This is a genomic window from Ideonella sp., assembly GCF_041914305.1.
In the GTDB taxonomy this organism is placed as follows: Bacteria; Pseudomonadota; Gammaproteobacteria; order Burkholderiales; family Burkholderiaceae_C; genus Ideonella.
On the sequence record NZ_JAYSDQ010000007.1, the window covers coordinates 131,736 to 147,059 of the forward strand.

Here is a 15,324-nt window from a genome sequence, read left to right on the forward strand (position 1 = left end):
CTCATGAAGCTGCGCGCGACGATCGTGCTGGCCGTGGTGGCCGGCCTGCTGGTCCCGGCCACGATCGTCAGCGTGTTCACGCTGCGTCAGCAGGAGCGGGCGCTGAGTCGCCAGCTGAACGCCGACCTCGAGCGCATCACCGAGGTGATGAGCCTGGACATGGCGCCGCCGATGTGGCACATGAACGCGGCCGAGGTGCCGCTGTTCGACGTGGTGCTGTCCGACGAGCGCGTGGTCTCGGTCGTTGCCCGCGACACCAAGTTCGGCGTCTTCCTGTCGCGCGAGTACCCGCAGCGGCGCACCGGCACGCAGCGCACCATGACGCGGTCGATCAGCTACCGCGGCAAGGTGATCGGCGAGGTCACGGTCGAGATGGACAGCGCCCAGCTCGACACCGCGGTGGCCAGCAACCGCAAGGCCCTGGCGCTGACGCTGTCGGGCCAGCTCGTCTTCAGCCTGCTGCTGATCGTGGCGCTGCTGCAATTGCGCATGCTCGCGCCGATCCGCCGCCTGATGCAGGAGTCGACGATGATCGCGCGCGGCGAACTCGACAAGCCCTTCGAGTGGCGGCGCAAGGACGAATTCGGCCAGCTCGGCGACAGCCTCGACGCCGCGCGCCAGGCGCTGCAGTCGCTGTTCAACGCGTTGCAGACCAAGGCCCGCGAGCTGGGCGAGAGCGAGGCCAAGTACCGCAGCATCTTCGAGAACGCGCTCGAGGGCATCTTCCAGACCTCGATCGACGGCCGCACCATCAGCGCCAACCCCGGCATGGCGCGCATGCTCGGCTACGACCACCCGGACGAGCTGGTGCACCAGATGACCGACGTCCGCCGCCAGCTCTACGTCCGGGCGGACGACCGCGATGCCTTCGTCGCCGCGCTGCTCGAGCACGGCCAGGTCGTCGGCTGGGAGGTCGAGTTCCAGCGCCGCGACAACCAGACGATCTGGGTCGCGATGACCGCGCGGGTGGTGCGCAACGAGCAGGGCGAGCCGCTGTTCATCGAGGGCCTGGCCAGCGACATCACCCAGCGCAAGCGCAGCGAGGCCGACCTGGCGCTGCACCGCGAGCGGCTGGAAGAGCTGGTGCGCGAGCGCACCGCCGAGCTGCAGGCCGCCAAGGAGCGCGCCGAGGTGGCCAACCAGGCCAAGAGCAGCTTCCTGGCCAACATGAGCCACGAGCTGCGCACGCCGCTGAACGGCATCCTCGGCTACGCGCAGATCCTCAAGCGCTTTCGCAGCTTCACCGGGCGCGACCTGGCGGGGCTGAACGTGATCGAGCAGAGCGGCAAGCACCTGCTGATGCTGATCGACGATGTGCTCGACCTGGCCAAGATCGAGGCCGGCAAGCTCGAACTGTGTTCGACCGCGATCGACCTGCCGGCCTTCCTGCAGACCATTGCCGACATCATCCGCGTCAAGGTCGAGGAGAAGGGCCTGTTCTTCGTCAGCGAGCTGGCGCCGAACCTGCCGCGCGTCGTGCGCGCCGACGAGAAGCGCCTGCGCCAGGTGCTGCTGAACCTGCTCGGCAACGCGGTCAAGTTCACCGAGCGTGGCCGCGTCTGCCTGCGTGTGCGCGGCTTCGCCAAGGATGGCGCGGAAGCCTGGCTGCACTTCGAGGTCGAGGACAGCGGCTGCGGCATCGCCAGCGAGCAGTGGGAGACGATCTTCAAGCCCTTCGAGCAGGTGGGCGATGTGCGCAAGCGCGTCGGCGGCACCGGGCTGGGCCTGGCGATCAGCCGCCAGCTGGTGCGGCTGATGGGCGGCGACATCCACCTGCGCAGCGCGCTGGGCGAGGGCACCGTGTTCGGCTTCGAGATCGCGCTGCCCGTCGAGGCGGGCCTGCCCGCGGCGCCGGTGACACGCATGATCGACGGTTATCTCGGCGCCCGGCGCAAGGTGCTGATCGTCGACGATGTCGAGACCAACCGCGCGATGCTGGTCGACCTGTTGAACTCGCTCGGCTTCGACACCGCCGAAGCCGAGGACGGCGAGCAGGCCGTCGCGCTGGCCCAGGCGTGGCAGCCCGCGCTGATCCTGATGGACATCGTGATGCCGGTGATGGACGGCCTGGAAGCCACGCGCCGCCTGCGCCGGCTGCCGGCGCAGCAATCGGTGTCGATCATCGCGCTGTCGGCCACCGCCTCGCACGACCAGCAACTGCGCACGCTGGCCGCCGGCGTCAATGCCTTCATCACCAAGCCGATCGAGCAGGACCAACTGCTCGAGCAGATCCGCCTGCAACTCGGCGTGGAGTGGACCTACGAGGTGGCCGAGCTGGACGCCTGAGAGCGCTGCGCAAGAAAAAAAGGCCACCGCGAGGTGGCCTTTGCCGCTCAACGCCAATGCATCAAGGCTTGAGCTCGATCGTCGTCGACGGGAAGTATTGGCTGAAATCGGTGCTGCCACCAAACAGCACGCTGGTCAGCGTGGTGTAGTTGCCGGCCAGGTCGGAGAGGTAGATCTCCTTCAGCTCGTAGACGCCCAGCGATGAATCCTCTTCCACCTGCACATAGGGTTGCAGGGTCAGGCGCTTGGCACCCAGCAGCTCATTGTCCAGGAAGTTCGTGCTCTTGCAGGTCCACTTGTCCAGGCAGAAGGTCAAGCCGATCTGGTTCACGCCGGCGGACCCGACGTCTGCCAGCTCCACCGATGCGCCGATCAACGGCCCGCCGTAGGCCTGGCCCTTGGGCGGCGTCGACAGTGAAACGACCGGGGTGAGGATCTGGCCGCTGATGAGCTTGGGCGCCTTGGCGTCGTAGGCACGGTCGTTCTTCACGGCGACATTCATGTTGCCCAGAGCGTCAAGGTCCGGGGGCACTTGGAACAGGTTGTGGGCCTGATCCTCGCCGCGGACTTCGGTCACTCTCCAGTCGCCGGCCTGCATGGTGTAGCCGGGAAACATCGCGCCGCGACCTGACACCTTGGTGCGGGGCATCCCCAGCCCGACGAAGGTCGTGCGCTCCTGGCCGGAAGGCCCGCGCAGCACGAAGCCCAGCCACCGCACGCCGGACAGGTCGTCCTTGGCGGCGTAGCTGTAGACGATCTGCGCGTCCGAGCGATTGGCGTCGACCAGCGGGGCGAGGTCGAGGCGGGTCACGACCGGGCCGGCGTTGTCGTACTGAACGTCGCCTTGAACCGAGTGCGCCGCACCGCGGATCTTGGCCCGCTCTTTCACCAGTTGCTCGTACTGCGACTTCGACAGCGCCATGATCTCGGCGGGCGATGGGGCGGCGGCTGCGACTGCGCCGCTGGAGACAAGCCCGCACAGGGCCCAAGCGGCCAGGGCACGGCCGAATGATGGGTAGGTCACGGAAGAATCCCTCGATGGATGTTGACCCGTCCGGGCGGTGGCCCGGCGGGTGTTTGTGATTTTCGGGGGGCGGCCTTCACCGCCCCCAGTCAAAAAGTTCAGGGCGACTTGGGCGCCGGCGTGGCGGCCGCGGTGGTCGACGTCGCCTGCCCGAACTGCCACAGCATGAACGCATAGACATCGGCCAGCTTGCTCGCCTGCTGCGTCGCGGTGCTGCCCACGCCGTGGCCGGCCTGGCCGTCCAGGCGCAGCAGCACCGGCTTGCCGCTGGTGCTGGCGGCCTGCAGGCGGGCGCCGGCCTTGGCGCTTTGCCACACGTCGACGCGCGGGTCGTTGATGCCGTGGATCAGCATCACGGCCGGGTAGGCCACGCCGTCCCTGATCTGGTGGTAGGTGCTCATCTCCAGCAGCGCCTTGAATTCGACCGGATCCTTCACGGTGCCGAATTCGCTGATGTTGGTGATGCCGTTGGCCGACTCTTCCGAGCGGATGGTGTCCATCATGCCGACATCGAAGATCGCCGCGGCGAACAGGTCCGGCGCCTCGGTGACCGCGCGGCCGACGAAGATGCCGCCGGCGCTGGTGCCCCAGATGCCCAGCGTCTTGGTCGTCGCGTACCCCTTGTCGATCAGGTACTTCGCGCTGGCGATGCCGTCCTTCCAGGTGTTGGGCTTGGTCGTCTTGAAGCCGGCGCGGTGCCACTCTTCACCCAGCGCGCCGCTGCCGCGCACGTTGGCATAGGCCAGCACGCCGCCGCGCTCGAGCCAGGCCACGCTGCGCGGGTTGAAGAAGGCCTCCATCGACAGGCCGTAGGCGCCGTAGCCCACCAGCAGCGTCGGGTGCGGCACGTCGCGCTTCATGTCGGCGCGGTGGATGATCGCCAGCGGCACCTGCACGCCGTCGTGGCTGGGCACCATCACCTCGCTGACCGTCAGCGCCGGCGTGCCGGGCGGCACGCGGATCTGCAGCAAACCGGTGTCGACCGGCGGCTTGTCGGCACCCATGCTGCGCAGCACGCGCGCCGGCTCGGTCCAGGCGCTGCTGAGCAGCCACACGTCGGCAAAGGCATGGGCCGGGTCGTCGATCGTGAAGGTGCTGCCGACGCGGCCCGGGGCCATGTCTGCCGGCGCCTGGCCCGGCGCATAGCGCCAGGTGCGGGTGCTGAAGCCGCGTGACAGCTCGGCGTACAGCGTGCCGCCCTTGCCGATCACCAGCCCCTTCAGCACCCCTTCGGAGGGTTCGTCGATCACGGTCTTGGCGTTGGCCACGGTCTGGCCCTTGGCCAGGTCCAGCGACAGCCAGCGCCCGCGCGGCGCACCCTTGTGCGTGCGCAGGTACAGCGTGTTGCCGAACAGGCGCACATCGGTGACGCCGTCGTCGAACGCGCTGACCTGGCGCCAGCCGATCTGCGGCTTGCCCAGGTCGGCCACCGGCGCGACGAAGAGCTTGCCTTCTTGCACCGTGGTGTCGGTGGTGCGCGCCAGCATGTAGCGGCTGCTGGGGTCGAAGGTCACGCCGGCCACGTCGAGCCGGTCGAGCTTGAGCGCCTTGTTGACCAGCGGGCCGAACAGCGGCTTGGCGGTCTTCGCCTCGGCGCCCGCCTGCAGCAGGAAGACCGTGGTGTCGAGGAAGGTCTCGGTCGGCGGGCTGCCGGCCGGCAGGTCGCGGATCTGGTTGTAGCTCAGCGCGCGGCTGTCCGGCGTCCAGTGCACCAGGCCCTCGTGCACCCGCGGCACCGGCTCGCCCAGCGCCTTGCCGCTGGCCACGTCCATCACGTAGAGCGACGCGTCCTCCGAGCCGCCGGCCGACATGCCGTAGGCCAGCAGCTTGCCGTTCCACGACGGCACGAAGTAGTTGATCGCGTGCGGCACGCCCTTGGCCTGCGCCAGCTGCTCGGGGTCGACCAGCACGCGCTCGGCGCCGCTCAGCCCGTTGCGAGTCACGAGCTTGAACTGCGCATGGCCGGCTTCGCGCTTCAGGTAGAACAGCTGGTCGCCCGGCAGGCGCACGACCTCGCGGATCAGGTCACCGGTGGCGCGGCCCAGCTCGTCGATGCGCTTGGCCAGCGCGTCGCGCTCGGGCATCGTCGCCAGCACGCTGTCGGCGTAGCTGCCTTGCGCTTTCAGCCAGTCTTGCGTGGCCGCGCTCTTGACGTCTTCGAGGTCGCGGTAGGGGTCGTGCACGGTCACGCCATGCAGCACCTGGGTCACATCGTGCACGGGGGTCGGCGGCGGCCCGGCGAGGGCGCTGAGGGTGGCGGCCAGCAGCGTGGCGGCCAGGGGAATCTTGCGAAGCGGCATGGGGGTCTCCCGAGTGAGTGCCGTGGAAAACAACGCGGCCGGTGGGCCAGGCGCCGGATGTTACGTCGGTCGCCTTGGGGCCTGCGGGCTAGCTAGCATCCGTAGCCATTGCCGCTGCTGCCCACCATGCCCGACCACCTCGAAGCCCGCGTCGACGCCTTGTTCATCTACCCGGTCAAGGCCTGCGGCGCGCTGCGCGTCGAGCGGCTCGACATCGCACCGAGCGGCCTGATCGCCGGTGACCGCGAATGGGCGGTGGTCGACGAGAAGGGCGAGGTGACCTGGCAGGGCGCGCACCCGCGGCTGGCGCTGGTCCGGCCGACGCTGGACGGTGGCGTGCTGCGGCTGACGGCGCCTGGCGAGGCCGTCGTGCTCGCCGCGGCCGAACGGCCACGCCCGGTGCAGATGTGGAACGACAGCGTGAAGATGATGGAGACCTTTGCCGCGTTCGACGCGGGCGACGCGGCGGCGGCGCTGCTGCAGCAAACCACCGGCGCGCCGCTGCGCCTCGTCCGCTTCGGCCCCGAGGCGCTGGCGCGGCGCGGCATTTACCCGCTGCACCTGCTCAACGCCGCCTCGCTCGGCGAGCTGAACGCGCACCTCGCCGGGCAAGGGCTCGCCGAGGCCGAAGCCCTGCGCTTCCGGCCCAACCTGCTGCTCGGCGCGGCGGCCGAGCCCCTGCTGCCGTTCATCGAAGAGCAGGTGACGCGGCTGCACGGCGGCGAGGGCGAGCGCCGCTGGCAGATGCCGGTGTCGGCGCCATGCATCCGCTGCGTGGTGCCCGGCGTGAGCCCGGTCAGCGGCGAGGTGAACGGCGCCCTGCCGCCCGCGGTGGCGCAACTGAGCGGCCAGCGCTTTCCGGGTAGCCCGTCGATCTTCGGTGTCTATGCCGCGCCCACGCCGGGCACGCAGATCCGGCTCGGCGAGAGGCTGTGGCTCGAACTGGCCTTCTAGCCATATTCGGCCACCGCACAAGCATGGTCGGCAATCATCGTTGGCGTACCCGGCCCGGCTTTCGATAATGCGAAAAACAATGAAGTACTGTTCGAAAGCGGGCAAAGAACCTATATGAACTTCCAGCAACTGCGCTCGGTGCGCGAAGCGGTGCGCCAAGGCTTCAACCTGACGACGGTGGCCGACGCGTTGCACACCTCGCAGCCCGGCATCAGCCGCCAGATCCGCGAGCTGGAAGACGAGCTCGGCGTCGAGATCTTCGTGCGCGCCGGCAAGCGCCTGACCGGGCTCACACCGGCCGGCGAGCGCGTGCTGCCGTGGGTCGAACGCACGCTGCTGGACGTCGAGAACCTGCAGCGCGCCAGCGACGACTTCCGCCTCGGCGACAGCGGCGTGCTCAGCGTCGCGGCCACCCACTCACAGGCCCGTTATGCGCTGCCGCAGACGGTGCACGACTTTCGCGCGCTGCACCCGAAGGTGCAGTTGCAGATGCACCAGGGCTCGCCGCAGCAGATCGCGCAGATGCTGCTGACCGGTGCGGCCGAGATCGGCATCGCCTCGCATGTGCTGGCCGACAACCCCGACCTGGTCGCGCTGCCCTGCTACCGCTGGACCCACTCGGTGGTGGTGCCGGCCGGCCACGCGCTGCTCGACGGCGACCTGACGCTGGACCGCCTGGCCGAGCACCCGGTGATCACCTACGACACCGGCCTGACCGGCCGCGGCACGATCGACGATGCCTTCGCCCGCGCGGGCCTGAGCCCACGTGTGGTGCTGACCGCGATGGACGCCGACGTGATCAAGACCTATGTCGAACTGGGCCTGGGCGTTGGCATCATGGCCTCGATCGCCTTCGACGAACAGCGTGACCAGCACCTGCGCGCGCTCGACGCGCGCCACCTGTTCTCGATCAACACCACCAGCGTCGCGGTGCGCCGCGGCGGCCTGCTGCGCGGCTTCGCCTACGACTTCATCCAGACCTTCGCCCCGCACCTGACGCCGGACATCGTGCAGCAGGCGCAGGCGTCGCCGGCAGGCACGCCGTCGGCGCCGCTTTGACTTTGAACGACCCCGCCGGTGGCGGGGCAGCGTGTGGGCGCTTGATCAGGCCGACGGGGCGCTTTGCGCCGCTCATGTCCCCCGGCGCCGCCCCTTCGGGCCGACACCTCCTCCTTTACTTCGCTCTGCAAAACACCCCATCGGCCTGATCCGTCACCGTCGCGGCTGTTTGACGCCGCAAGGCAGACCACGGTGACTGCGGAGGGGGCTGGGTGACTGGTGCAGCAAAGTATTGGGAGGAGGCGATGGCCGTCAGGCCAACGCCGGGGGACATGAGCGGAACCAGTCACCCAGCCCCCTCCGGCCGCTCCACCGGCGCTACTCGAAAGGGCCGGCTGCGCCTTTCGGTTCGCCAGCAGAAGGCGTCAGCCCGCCGCCACTTCGGCCAGCACGCCCACGTGGGGCGCCGGCACCGCGAACCGCGTCACGCGCCGGGGCCGCAGAAAGACCTGGCGGCCATTGGCCAGGCCGAGTGAATCGCGCAGCTGCAGATAGGCTTCGCGCGACAGCTCGACATCGACATACGAGCCATCTTCCTCGCGGCGGAACTCGATGCGCGTGTTCGGGCCGACCGTCAAGGTCTGCGCCAGCGTCACCGCCCAGGTGCCTTCACCCGCTTCAGCGACGATGTCCAGCTCGTGCGGGCGCACATAGCTGACCGCCTCGTCATGGCCCGGGGCCAGGCCGGCGCGGCCGTGGAACAGGTTCACGTCGCCCAGGAACTTCAGCACGAACGGCGTGGCCGGGTGATCGTAGACCTCGTCCGGCGCACCGACCTGCTCGATGCGGCCCTCGTTCATCACGACGATGCGGTCGGCGACCTCCATTGCCTCTTCCTGGTCGTGCGTGACGAACACGCTGGTCACATGCATCTCGTCGTGCAGGCGGCGCAGCCAGCGGCGCAATTCCTTGCGCACCTTGGCATCGAGCGCACCGAAGGGCTCGTCCAGCAACAGCACCTTGGGCTCGACGGCCAGCGCACGCGCCAGCGCCACGCGTTGGCGTTGGCCGCCCGACAGCTGGTGCGGGTAGCGGCCGGCCAGCGCATCCAGCTGCACCAGCTTCAGCAGCTCGGTCACCTTCTTCTTGATCGCCTCGTCGCTTGGGCGGGTCGCACGCGGGCGCACCCGCAACCCGAACGCGATGTTCTCGAAGATGCTCATGTGCCCGAACAACGCGTAGTGCTGGAACACGAAGCCGACGTTGCGCTCACGCACGTCGGCAAAGGTCGCGTCTTCACCGTGGAACAGCACCGAGCCCGAGTCCGGTTGCTCCAGCCCCGCGATCATGCGCAGCAGCGTGGTCTTGCCCGAGCCCGAGGGCCCGAGCAGCGCGACGAGCTCGCCCGAAGGGATGTCGAGGTTCAGGTGGTCGCAGACCGCCAGTGAACCGAAATGCTTGACGAGGTTGCGGACTTCAATGCTCATGATGGATCCCTCTTGGGCTCACTCGTGGTCGGCGCCGGCGGCGGCCTTCACGCGCTTGACGCGTTGTTCGACGATGTACTTGAGCACCAGCGTCACCAGCGCCAGGCCGGCCAGCAACGAGGCCACGGCGAAGGCCGCGGCGAACTGGTATTCGTTGTAGAGAATCTCGATGTGCAGCGGCATCGTGTTGGTCGCGCCGCGGATGTGGCCCGAGACCACCGACACCGCGCCGAACTCACCCATCGCCCGCGCATTGCACAGGATCACGCCATACAGCAGCGCCCACTTCACGTTGGGCAGCGTGACGCGCCAGAAGATCTGCCAGCCCGAGGCGCCGAGCACCCGCGCCGCTTCTTCCTGCTCTTGCCCTTGGGCCTGCATCAGCGGGATCAACTCGCGGGCGATGAACGGGAAGGTCACGAACACGGTGGCCAGCACGATGCCCGGCACCGCGAAGACGATCTTCAGGTCGTGGTCACGCAGCCATTCGCCGCACCAGCCCTGCAGGCCGAACACCAGCATGTAGATCAGGCCCGCGATCACCGGGCTGACCGAGAACGGCAGGTCGATCAGCGTCAGCAGCAGGTTCTTGCCGCGAAAGTCGAACTTCGCGATCGCCCAGGCCGCCGAGACACCGAACACCAGGTTCAGCGGCACCGACACGATGGCGGCCAGCAGCGTGAGCTGGATTGCCGAGACGGCGTCGGGCTCGATGATCGCGGCCAGGTAGACCTCGACGCCCTTCTTGAACGCCTCGTGGAACACGGCGGCCAATGGCACGAACAGGAACAGCGCGAGAAACAGGCCGGCGATGCCGATCAGCACCCAGCGCACCCAGGCGGATTCGGTGGTGGCGGCCAGGGCCGAGCGGGTGGGTGCACGCTGGGCCCGGGCGGCCGGCGAAGGCAGGGTGGAGGAGGCGACGGCGGTCATGGCGGGTACTGCTTCAAAAGGGCGGGTGCGGTGTGCTCAGCGGCCTTGGCGTTTGCGCGCCCAGGCCTGCACCAGGTTGATCGCCAGCAGCAGCGAGAAGGCGATCACCAGCATCACGACCGCGATCGCGGTGGCGCCGGCATAGTCGTATTGCTCGAGCTTGGTGATGATCAGCAGCGGCGTGATCTCGCTGACCATCGGCATGTTGCCGGCGATGAAGATCACCGAGCCGTATTCACCCAGCGCGCGGGCGAAGGCCAGTGCAAAGCCGGTCAGCAGCGCCGGCATCAGCGTCGGCAGGATCACATGCCAGAAGGTCTGCAGGCGCGACGCGCCCAGCGTGGCCGCGGCCTCTTCCAACTCTTTCTGCAGGTCTTCGAGCACCGGCTGCACCGTGCGCACGACGAAGGGCAGGCCGATGAAGGTCAGCGCGACGAACACGCCCAGCGGCTTGAAGGCCACCTTGAACGGCAGGTATTGGCCGATCCAGCCGTTGGCCGCGTACAGCGAGGTCAGCGCGATGCCGGCCACGGCCGTGGGCAGCGCGAACGGCAGGTCGACCAGCGCGTCGATCACGCGCTTGAACGGGAAGCGGTAGCGCACCAGCACCCAGGCCACGAGCAGCCCGAACACTGCGTTGACCAGCGCCGCCGCGAACGAGGCGCCGAAGGTCAACCGGTACGAGGCGACGACGCGGTCGGAGGTGACCGTGTCCCAGAACGCGGCCCAGGTCAGCGTGAAGGTCTTCAGGAACACCGCCGACAGCGGGATCAGGACGACCAGGCACAAGTACATCAGCGCAAAGCCGAGCGCGAGGTCGAAACCGGGCAGCACGCTGTGGCGTTTGAGGAGGGTGCGGGAGAGGAACACGGTGGTGGCGCCGGGCTCTTCAGGACGAGAGCGCATGTCGATCAGCGTGCAGCGATGCTAGGCAGCGCTGCGGCTTCGTGGAACGAAGCAAAACGCGCTTGCTTATGCGGCTGCGGCGCGCCACCCCCGCGGGCCGCGGGCCACTGCTGGCAACGAATGGACGCACATCACCGTGCATTCGGGATGTTAGAGGCGCAGGCGCAGTGCTAAAAGGCTCGCTTTTCCACAACGACCCCTGGAAGGGATGTGATGCCAATGAAGAACTCGATGGTCTGCGCGGCGCTGTGTTGGACCCTGGCCGGCTTGGCCCAGGCGCAGACGGCGCCCGAAGCGCCCGCGGCCGCGTCGGCTGCCGACACCGCGGCCTCTGCTGCCACCACCCCGGCGCCGGCCGCGGCGACCAAGGGCACGCTGCCCAAGCTGTCGATCAAATGGCAATGCAAGGAAGAATGCACCGCCAACGACAAGGTGCCGCCGCTGATCGAAGAGGGTTATGCCAAGGCCGCGCAGGCCAACGGCTACGCGGTGTCCGACAGCGACGTGGCCGAGGTCACGATCGTCGAGTTCCGCCAGCGACCGCCGGCGGTGCGCGTCACGCTGGGCCTTTTTGCCGGCAAGGACAAGCTCGGTGTGAAGATCAAGTACCGCGGCAAGGATGCGAGCGCTGACGACTCCTCGGCCAACATCATCCAGGGCATGAACAGCCTGAGCGAGACGGTCGGCAAGCGCAGCTACGAACAGATCGTCGCGATCTTCAAGTCGACGCCGGCCACCGGCAGCAACTGACCTGCACGGCGCCTCGCCACAAGAACAAAACGCGCCTTCGGGCGCGTTTTTGCTGGGGCCGCCGGTTTACTTTTTCGCGTAGATCGCGTCGAACAGCCCACCGTCGTTGAAGTGGGCCTTCTGGGCCTTGGCCCAGCCGCCGAAGACCTCGTCGATCGTGAACAGGCTGATCTTCGGGAACAGCTTGTCGAACTGCGCGGCGACCTTCGGGTCGATCGGGCGGTAGTAGTTCTCGCCGGCGATCTTCTGGCCCTCGGGCGAATACAGGTACTCGAGGTAGGCCTTGGCCACTTCGCGCGTGCCGCGCTTGTCGACCACCTTGTCGACCCAGGCCACCGGCGGCTCGGCCAGGATGCTGACCGAGGGCACGACGATCTGGAACTTGTCCGGCCCCAGCTCTTTCACGGCCAGGAAGGCTTCGTTCTCCCAGCTGATGAAGACGTCGCCGATGCCACGCTCGACGAAGGTGGTGGTCGAGCCCCGCGCGCCACTGTCGAGCACCGGCACGTTCTTGTACAGCGCGCTGACGAACTCCTTCGCCTTGGCCTCGCTGCCACCTGGTTGTTTCAACGCATAGCCCCAGGCGGCGAGGTAGTTCCAGCGTGCGCCGCCGCTGGTCTTCGAGCACCGGCTGCACCGTGCGCACGACGAAGGGCAGGCCGATGAAGGTCAGCGCGACGAACACGCCCAGCGGCTTGAAGGCCACCTTGAACGGCAGGTATTGGCCGATCCAGCCGTTGGCCGCGTACAGCGAGGTCAGCGCGATGCCGGCCACGGCCGTGGGCAGCGCGAACGGCAGGTCGACCAGCGCGTCGATCACGCGCTTGAACGGGAAGGTGTAGCGCACCAGCCTCCAGGCCACCAGCAGCCCGAACGCCGCGTTGACCAGCGCCACTGCGAACGAGGCGCCGAAGGTCAGATGGTGCGAGGCGACGACGCGGTCGGAGGTGACCGAGTCACCGAGCGCGGCCCAGGTCAGCGTGAAGGTCTTCAGGAACACCGCCGACAGCAGGATCAGAACGACCAGACACAGGTACATCGGGGCAAAGCCGAGCGCAAGGCCGAAGCCGGGCAGCACGCTGTGGCGTTTGAGGAGGGTGCGGGAGAGGAACGTTGAGTGAATGTGGACACGACCGCTTCTGCAAGGAACGAAGCAAATAGAGGCTGCATATGCGCCCGGCGTCGGGGTCGGGCGATCCCTGGGGATCTCAACATTTGTTGATGGCGACCGCTTGGCGTGTCGCAACAATCCGGCTCGCGCACCATGCGCCCCCGCCTCATTAGCGACCTATTGGAGTATCGACACCGTGAAGTTCTTCAACCGTCTGTTTGCCTTGTTGGCCTTCGCGATCGCGTCGGCCGGCGCCCACGCCGCCACGATCGACAAGATGTTCACGGCCACGATCGGCCACTACGAGCAGGATCACCAGGTTGGCCAGCCGTTCATGATTTTCCCGAAGGCCGACTACTACCTGCTCAGCGATGGCACCACCTGGGATTCGGGCGCGGGCTCGCACTCAACTACCTACGCTAGCTTGAAGAAGGTCGTGATCGACGGCGACTACATCCGGTACGTGTTCGATCGGCCGGAGGGCGGCATCCTCTTCCAGAACACCGACTACGACAGCGGAGAACACTCGGCCCAGGGCGTGCTCGGCGCGCCGAAGGCCATCGTGCTGGTCGCCAAGGCTGGCTCGACCCAGGGTATCTTCAAGGGCTACACCACGGTGATCTCGAACGACGAAACTTGGTACGGCCAGCCGCGCTTCAACTTCTACTCGGCAGCCGTCGGCGAGAAGGTCTACTTCAAGCAGAACTTCGTGCTGTTGAACGGCGCGGTGTTCACGCCGACCTTGTTTGACACCAATTTCACCTACAACGTGTTTGGCCTGGTCAATTTTCTGAAGAAGAAGTAGCGCGGAATGCGGTTCGGCGCGCGCTACTTCTTCGCGTAAATCGCGTCGAACAGCCCACCGTCGTTGAAGTGGGCCTTCTGGGCCTTGGCCCAGCCGCCGAAGACCTCGTCGATCGTGAACAGGCTGATCTTCGGGAACAGCTTGTCGAACTGCGCGGCGACCTTCGGGTCGATCGGGCGGTAGTAGTTCTCGCCGGCGATCTTCTGGCCCTCGGGCGAATACAGGTACTCGAGGTAGGCCTTGGCCACTTCGCGCGTGCCGCGCTTGTCGACCACCTTGTCGACCCAGGCCACCGGCGGCTCGGCCAGGATGCTGACCGAGGGCACGACGATCTGGAACTTGTCCGGCCCCAGCTCTTTCACGGCCAGGAAGGCTTCGTTCTCCCAGCTGATGAAGACGTCGCCGATGCCACGCTCGACGAAGGTGGTGGTCGAGCCCCGCGCGCCACTGTCGAGCACCGGCACGTTCTTGTACAGCGCGCTGACGAACTCCTTCGCCTTGGCCTCGCTGCCACCCGGTTGCTTCAGCGCATAACCCCAGGCGGCGAGGTAGTTCCAGCGTGCGCCGCCGCTGGTCTTCGGGTTCGGCGTGATGACCTCGACGCCCGGCTTGACCAGGTCGTTCCAGTCCTTGATGCCCTTGGGGTTGCCCTTGCGCACCAGGAACACGATGGTCGAGGTGTAGGGGCTGGCGTTGTGCGCGAGGCGCTTCTGCCAGTCGGCCGGGATCAGCTTGCCCTTGTCGTTCAGCTCGTCGATGTCGTAGGCCAGCGCCAGCGTCACCACATCGGCTTCGAGCCCGTCGATCACCGAGCGCGCCTGCTTGCCCGAGCCGCCGTGCGACTGCTTGACGGTGACGGTGTCGCCGGTCTTGCCCTTCCAGTAGGTGGCGAAGGCCTTGTTGAAGTCCTGGTACAGCTCACGCGTCGGGTCGTACGAGACGTTGAGCAAGGTCACGTCCTTGGCCTGGGCGGCCAGCGAGGTCAGCAGGGCGAGGCTGGCGGCAGCGGTCGTCAGCAGGCGGTACAGCATGGTGGGCATCTTCCTTGTGGTGGTGGGCCGCCGAGGGGCAGCCAGCACCGATGCTAGGAAAGCCACACCCCACGAGGAACGAATCAAAACGCCGCTGCTTATGCGTTCGGCGCGGCGCCGCTCAGACCGCGAAGCCCAGCGCCGGCGCGGCGGCTCGCGCACGCGGGCGCAGCGTGGCGGCTACGCGCTGCACATGCTGGCGCGCCCAGCCCAGCGCGGCGGGCCAGGGGCCGTAGCCGGTGGCCGGGTTCACGTGGCCGGCCTCGCCGAGCTCGACCACCTCGCTGCCCCAGCGGCGGCCGAAGTACAACGCGTCGGCGTGCGACATCCACGGGTCGTTGGCGCTGACCACCAGCGTCGACGCAAAAGGCAGCGCGTGGCTCAGCGCGCCTTCGTCGACGCCGAAGCGTTCGGGCGCGGCCGGGGCCACCAGCAGCGCACCGCTGACGCCGCGGCCGCCGCGCCGTGCGTGGTGGGCCAGGGCCAAGCAGCCGAAGCTGTGGGCAACGGCGATCCAGGCATCGGCCGGGTGGCGCTGCAGCGTGTCGTCGATCGCGCCGGCCCAGCGGTCCAGGTCGGCATGGCCCCAGTCTTCGACACCGATGCGCACCGCGCCGGGCTGCTGGGCCTGCAGCCAGGTCTGCCAATGGTCGGCCCCACTGCCATGCAGGCCGGGCACGATCAGCAGGCGGACCTGCGGTGGGTCCGAGGCGGGCGTTTTCACGAGACTCAGCATGG

12 protein-coding genes and 2 pseudogenes are annotated in these 15,324 nt (G+C 67.8%); 5 read left to right on the plus strand and 9 right to left on the minus strand.

The window, feature by feature from the left end; translation table 11 throughout:
• Positions 1–3 precede the first annotated feature (3 nt).
• The gene (locus ACE3SG_RS11470) at positions 4–2,286 is read left to right on the plus strand and encodes an ATP-binding protein (RefSeq protein WP_374565075.1); all 2,283 of its coding nucleotides are present in this window, start codon (positions 4–6) and stop codon (positions 2,284–2,286) included.
• Between the two features lie 61 nt (positions 2,287–2,347).
• On the opposite strand, the gene ACE3SG_RS11475 is transcribed toward ACE3SG_RS11470, so the two are convergent.
• Together ACE3SG_RS11475 and ACE3SG_RS11480 are read right to left on the minus strand one after the other, a co-directional pair.
• Positions 2,348–3,310: a hypothetical protein gene (locus tag ACE3SG_RS11475; RefSeq protein WP_374565076.1), complete on the minus strand. Its 963-nt coding sequence runs from the start codon at positions 3,308–3,310 to the stop codon at positions 2,348–2,350.
• Positions 3,311–3,408: 98 nt separating this feature from the next.
• Positions 3,409–5,610 carry a prolyl oligopeptidase family serine peptidase gene (locus ACE3SG_RS11480; RefSeq protein ID WP_374565078.1) on the minus strand — a complete coding sequence of 734 codons (2,202 nt, stop codon included), beginning with the start codon at positions 5,608–5,610 and terminating at the stop codon, positions 3,409–3,411.
• Positions 5,611–5,736: 126 nt separating this feature from the next.
• Here ACE3SG_RS11480 and ACE3SG_RS11485 point away from each other — a divergent pair, with 126 nt between their 5' ends.
• Both ACE3SG_RS11485 and ACE3SG_RS11490 read left to right on the plus strand, forming a co-directional pair.
• Entirely contained in the window at positions 5,737–6,564 is an 828-nt protein-coding gene (locus tag ACE3SG_RS11485) for an MOSC domain-containing protein (RefSeq protein WP_374565079.1), read from the plus strand.
• 114 nt (positions 6,565–6,678) lie between these two features.
• Positions 6,679–7,623, plus strand: coding sequence for a CysB family HTH-type transcriptional regulator (locus ACE3SG_RS11490; protein ID WP_374565080.1), 945 nt, complete (start codon positions 6,679–6,681; stop codon positions 7,621–7,623).
• A 365-nt stretch (positions 7,624–7,988) separates the two neighbouring features.
• Here ACE3SG_RS11490 and ACE3SG_RS11495 read toward each other — a convergent pair whose 3' ends face one another.
• From ACE3SG_RS11495 to cysT, 3 genes are read right to left on the minus strand one after another with little or no spacing between them, the layout of a single operon-like run.
• Positions 7,989–9,050, minus strand: a complete 1,062-nt coding sequence (locus tag ACE3SG_RS11495; RefSeq protein WP_374565081.1) for a sulfate/molybdate ABC transporter ATP-binding protein — start codon at positions 9,048–9,050, stop codon at positions 7,989–7,991.
• An 18-nt stretch (positions 9,051–9,068) separates the two neighbouring features.
• Positions 9,069–9,983 (minus strand): sulfate ABC transporter permease subunit CysW, encoded by a 915-nt coding sequence (gene cysW, locus ACE3SG_RS11500; protein ID WP_374565082.1) that lies wholly within the window; start codon positions 9,981–9,983, stop codon positions 9,069–9,071.
• A gap of 36 nt (positions 9,984–10,019) precedes the next feature.
• Entirely contained in the window at positions 10,020–10,889 is an 870-nt protein-coding gene (gene cysT, locus ACE3SG_RS11505; RefSeq protein WP_374565083.1) for a sulfate ABC transporter permease subunit CysT, read from the minus strand.
• A gap of 213 nt (positions 10,890–11,102) precedes the next feature.
• Between cysT and ACE3SG_RS11510 the strand changes: the two genes are divergently transcribed.
• Positions 11,103–11,639 (plus strand): hypothetical protein, encoded by a 537-nt coding sequence (locus ACE3SG_RS11510; RefSeq protein WP_374565084.1) that lies wholly within the window; start codon positions 11,103–11,105, stop codon positions 11,637–11,639.
• A gap of 66 nt (positions 11,640–11,705) precedes the next feature.
• Here ACE3SG_RS11510 and ACE3SG_RS11515 read toward each other — a convergent pair.
• Together ACE3SG_RS11515 and ACE3SG_RS11520 are read right to left on the minus strand one after the other, a co-directional pair.
• Positions 11,706–12,260 (minus strand): annotated as a pseudogene (locus ACE3SG_RS11515) (sulfate ABC transporter substrate-binding protein); the annotation flags it as partial.
• Positions 12,190–12,762, minus strand: a pseudogene (locus ACE3SG_RS11520) (ABC transporter permease); the annotation flags it as partial. The pseudogenes ACE3SG_RS11515 and ACE3SG_RS11520, both read right to left, overlap by 71 nt.
• A 184-nt stretch (positions 12,763–12,946) precedes the next feature.
• Here ACE3SG_RS11520 and ACE3SG_RS11525 point away from each other — a divergent pair.
• A complete protein-coding gene (locus tag ACE3SG_RS11525) occupies positions 12,947–13,555 on the plus strand; it encodes a hypothetical protein (RefSeq protein ID WP_374565085.1) in 609 nt (202 codons plus the stop codon).
• 23 nt (positions 13,556–13,578) lie between these two features.
• On the opposite strand, the gene ACE3SG_RS11530 is transcribed toward ACE3SG_RS11525, so the two are convergent.
• Both ACE3SG_RS11530 and ACE3SG_RS11535 read right to left on the minus strand, forming a co-directional pair.
• Positions 13,579–14,586: a sulfate ABC transporter substrate-binding protein gene (locus ACE3SG_RS11530; protein WP_374565086.1), complete on the minus strand. Its 1,008-nt coding sequence runs from the start codon at positions 14,584–14,586 to the stop codon at positions 13,579–13,581.
• Positions 14,587–14,707: 121 nt separating this feature from the next.
• Positions 14,708–15,322: an RBBP9/YdeN family alpha/beta hydrolase gene (locus tag ACE3SG_RS11535; RefSeq protein ID WP_374565087.1), complete on the minus strand. Its 615-nt coding sequence runs from the start codon at positions 15,320–15,322 to the stop codon at positions 14,708–14,710.
• Positions 15,323–15,324 lie beyond the last annotated feature (2 nt).

Excerpts from the sequence above, each read along its gene's own strand:
- cysT (WP_374565083.1), bottom strand. The coding sequence starts at position 10,889 with ATGCGCTCTCGTCCTGAAGAGCCCGGCGCCACCACCGTGTTCCTCTCC.
- ACE3SG_RS11495 (WP_374565081.1), bottom strand. The coding sequence starts at position 9,050 with ATGAGCATTGAAGTCCGCAACCTCGTCAAGCATTTCGGTTCACTGGCG.
- ACE3SG_RS11470 (WP_374565075.1), top strand. The coding sequence starts at position 4 with ATGAAGCTGCGCGCGACGATCGTGCTGGCCGTGGTGGCCGGCCTGCTG.
- ACE3SG_RS11485 (WP_374565079.1), top strand. The coding sequence starts at position 5,737 with ATGCCCGACCACCTCGAAGCCCGCGTCGACGCCTTGTTCATCTACCCG.
- ACE3SG_RS11530 (WP_374565086.1), bottom strand. The coding sequence starts at position 14,586 with ATGCTGTACCGCCTGCTGACGACCGCTGCCGCCAGCCTCGCCCTGCTG.
- ACE3SG_RS11510 (WP_374565084.1), top strand. The coding sequence starts at position 11,103 with ATGCCAATGAAGAACTCGATGGTCTGCGCGGCGCTGTGTTGGACCCTG.
- ACE3SG_RS11535 (WP_374565087.1), bottom strand. The coding sequence starts at position 15,322 with ATGCTGAGTCTCGTGAAAACGCCCGCCTCGGACCCACCGCAGGTCCGC.
- ACE3SG_RS11490 (WP_374565080.1), top strand. The coding sequence starts at position 6,679 with ATGAACTTCCAGCAACTGCGCTCGGTGCGCGAAGCGGTGCGCCAAGGC.
- cysW (WP_374565082.1), bottom strand. The coding sequence starts at position 9,983 with ATGACCGCCGTCGCCTCCTCCACCCTGCCTTCGCCGGCCGCCCGGGCC.
- ACE3SG_RS11480 (WP_374565078.1), bottom strand. The coding sequence starts at position 5,610 with ATGCCGCTTCGCAAGATTCCCCTGGCCGCCACGCTGCTGGCCGCCACC.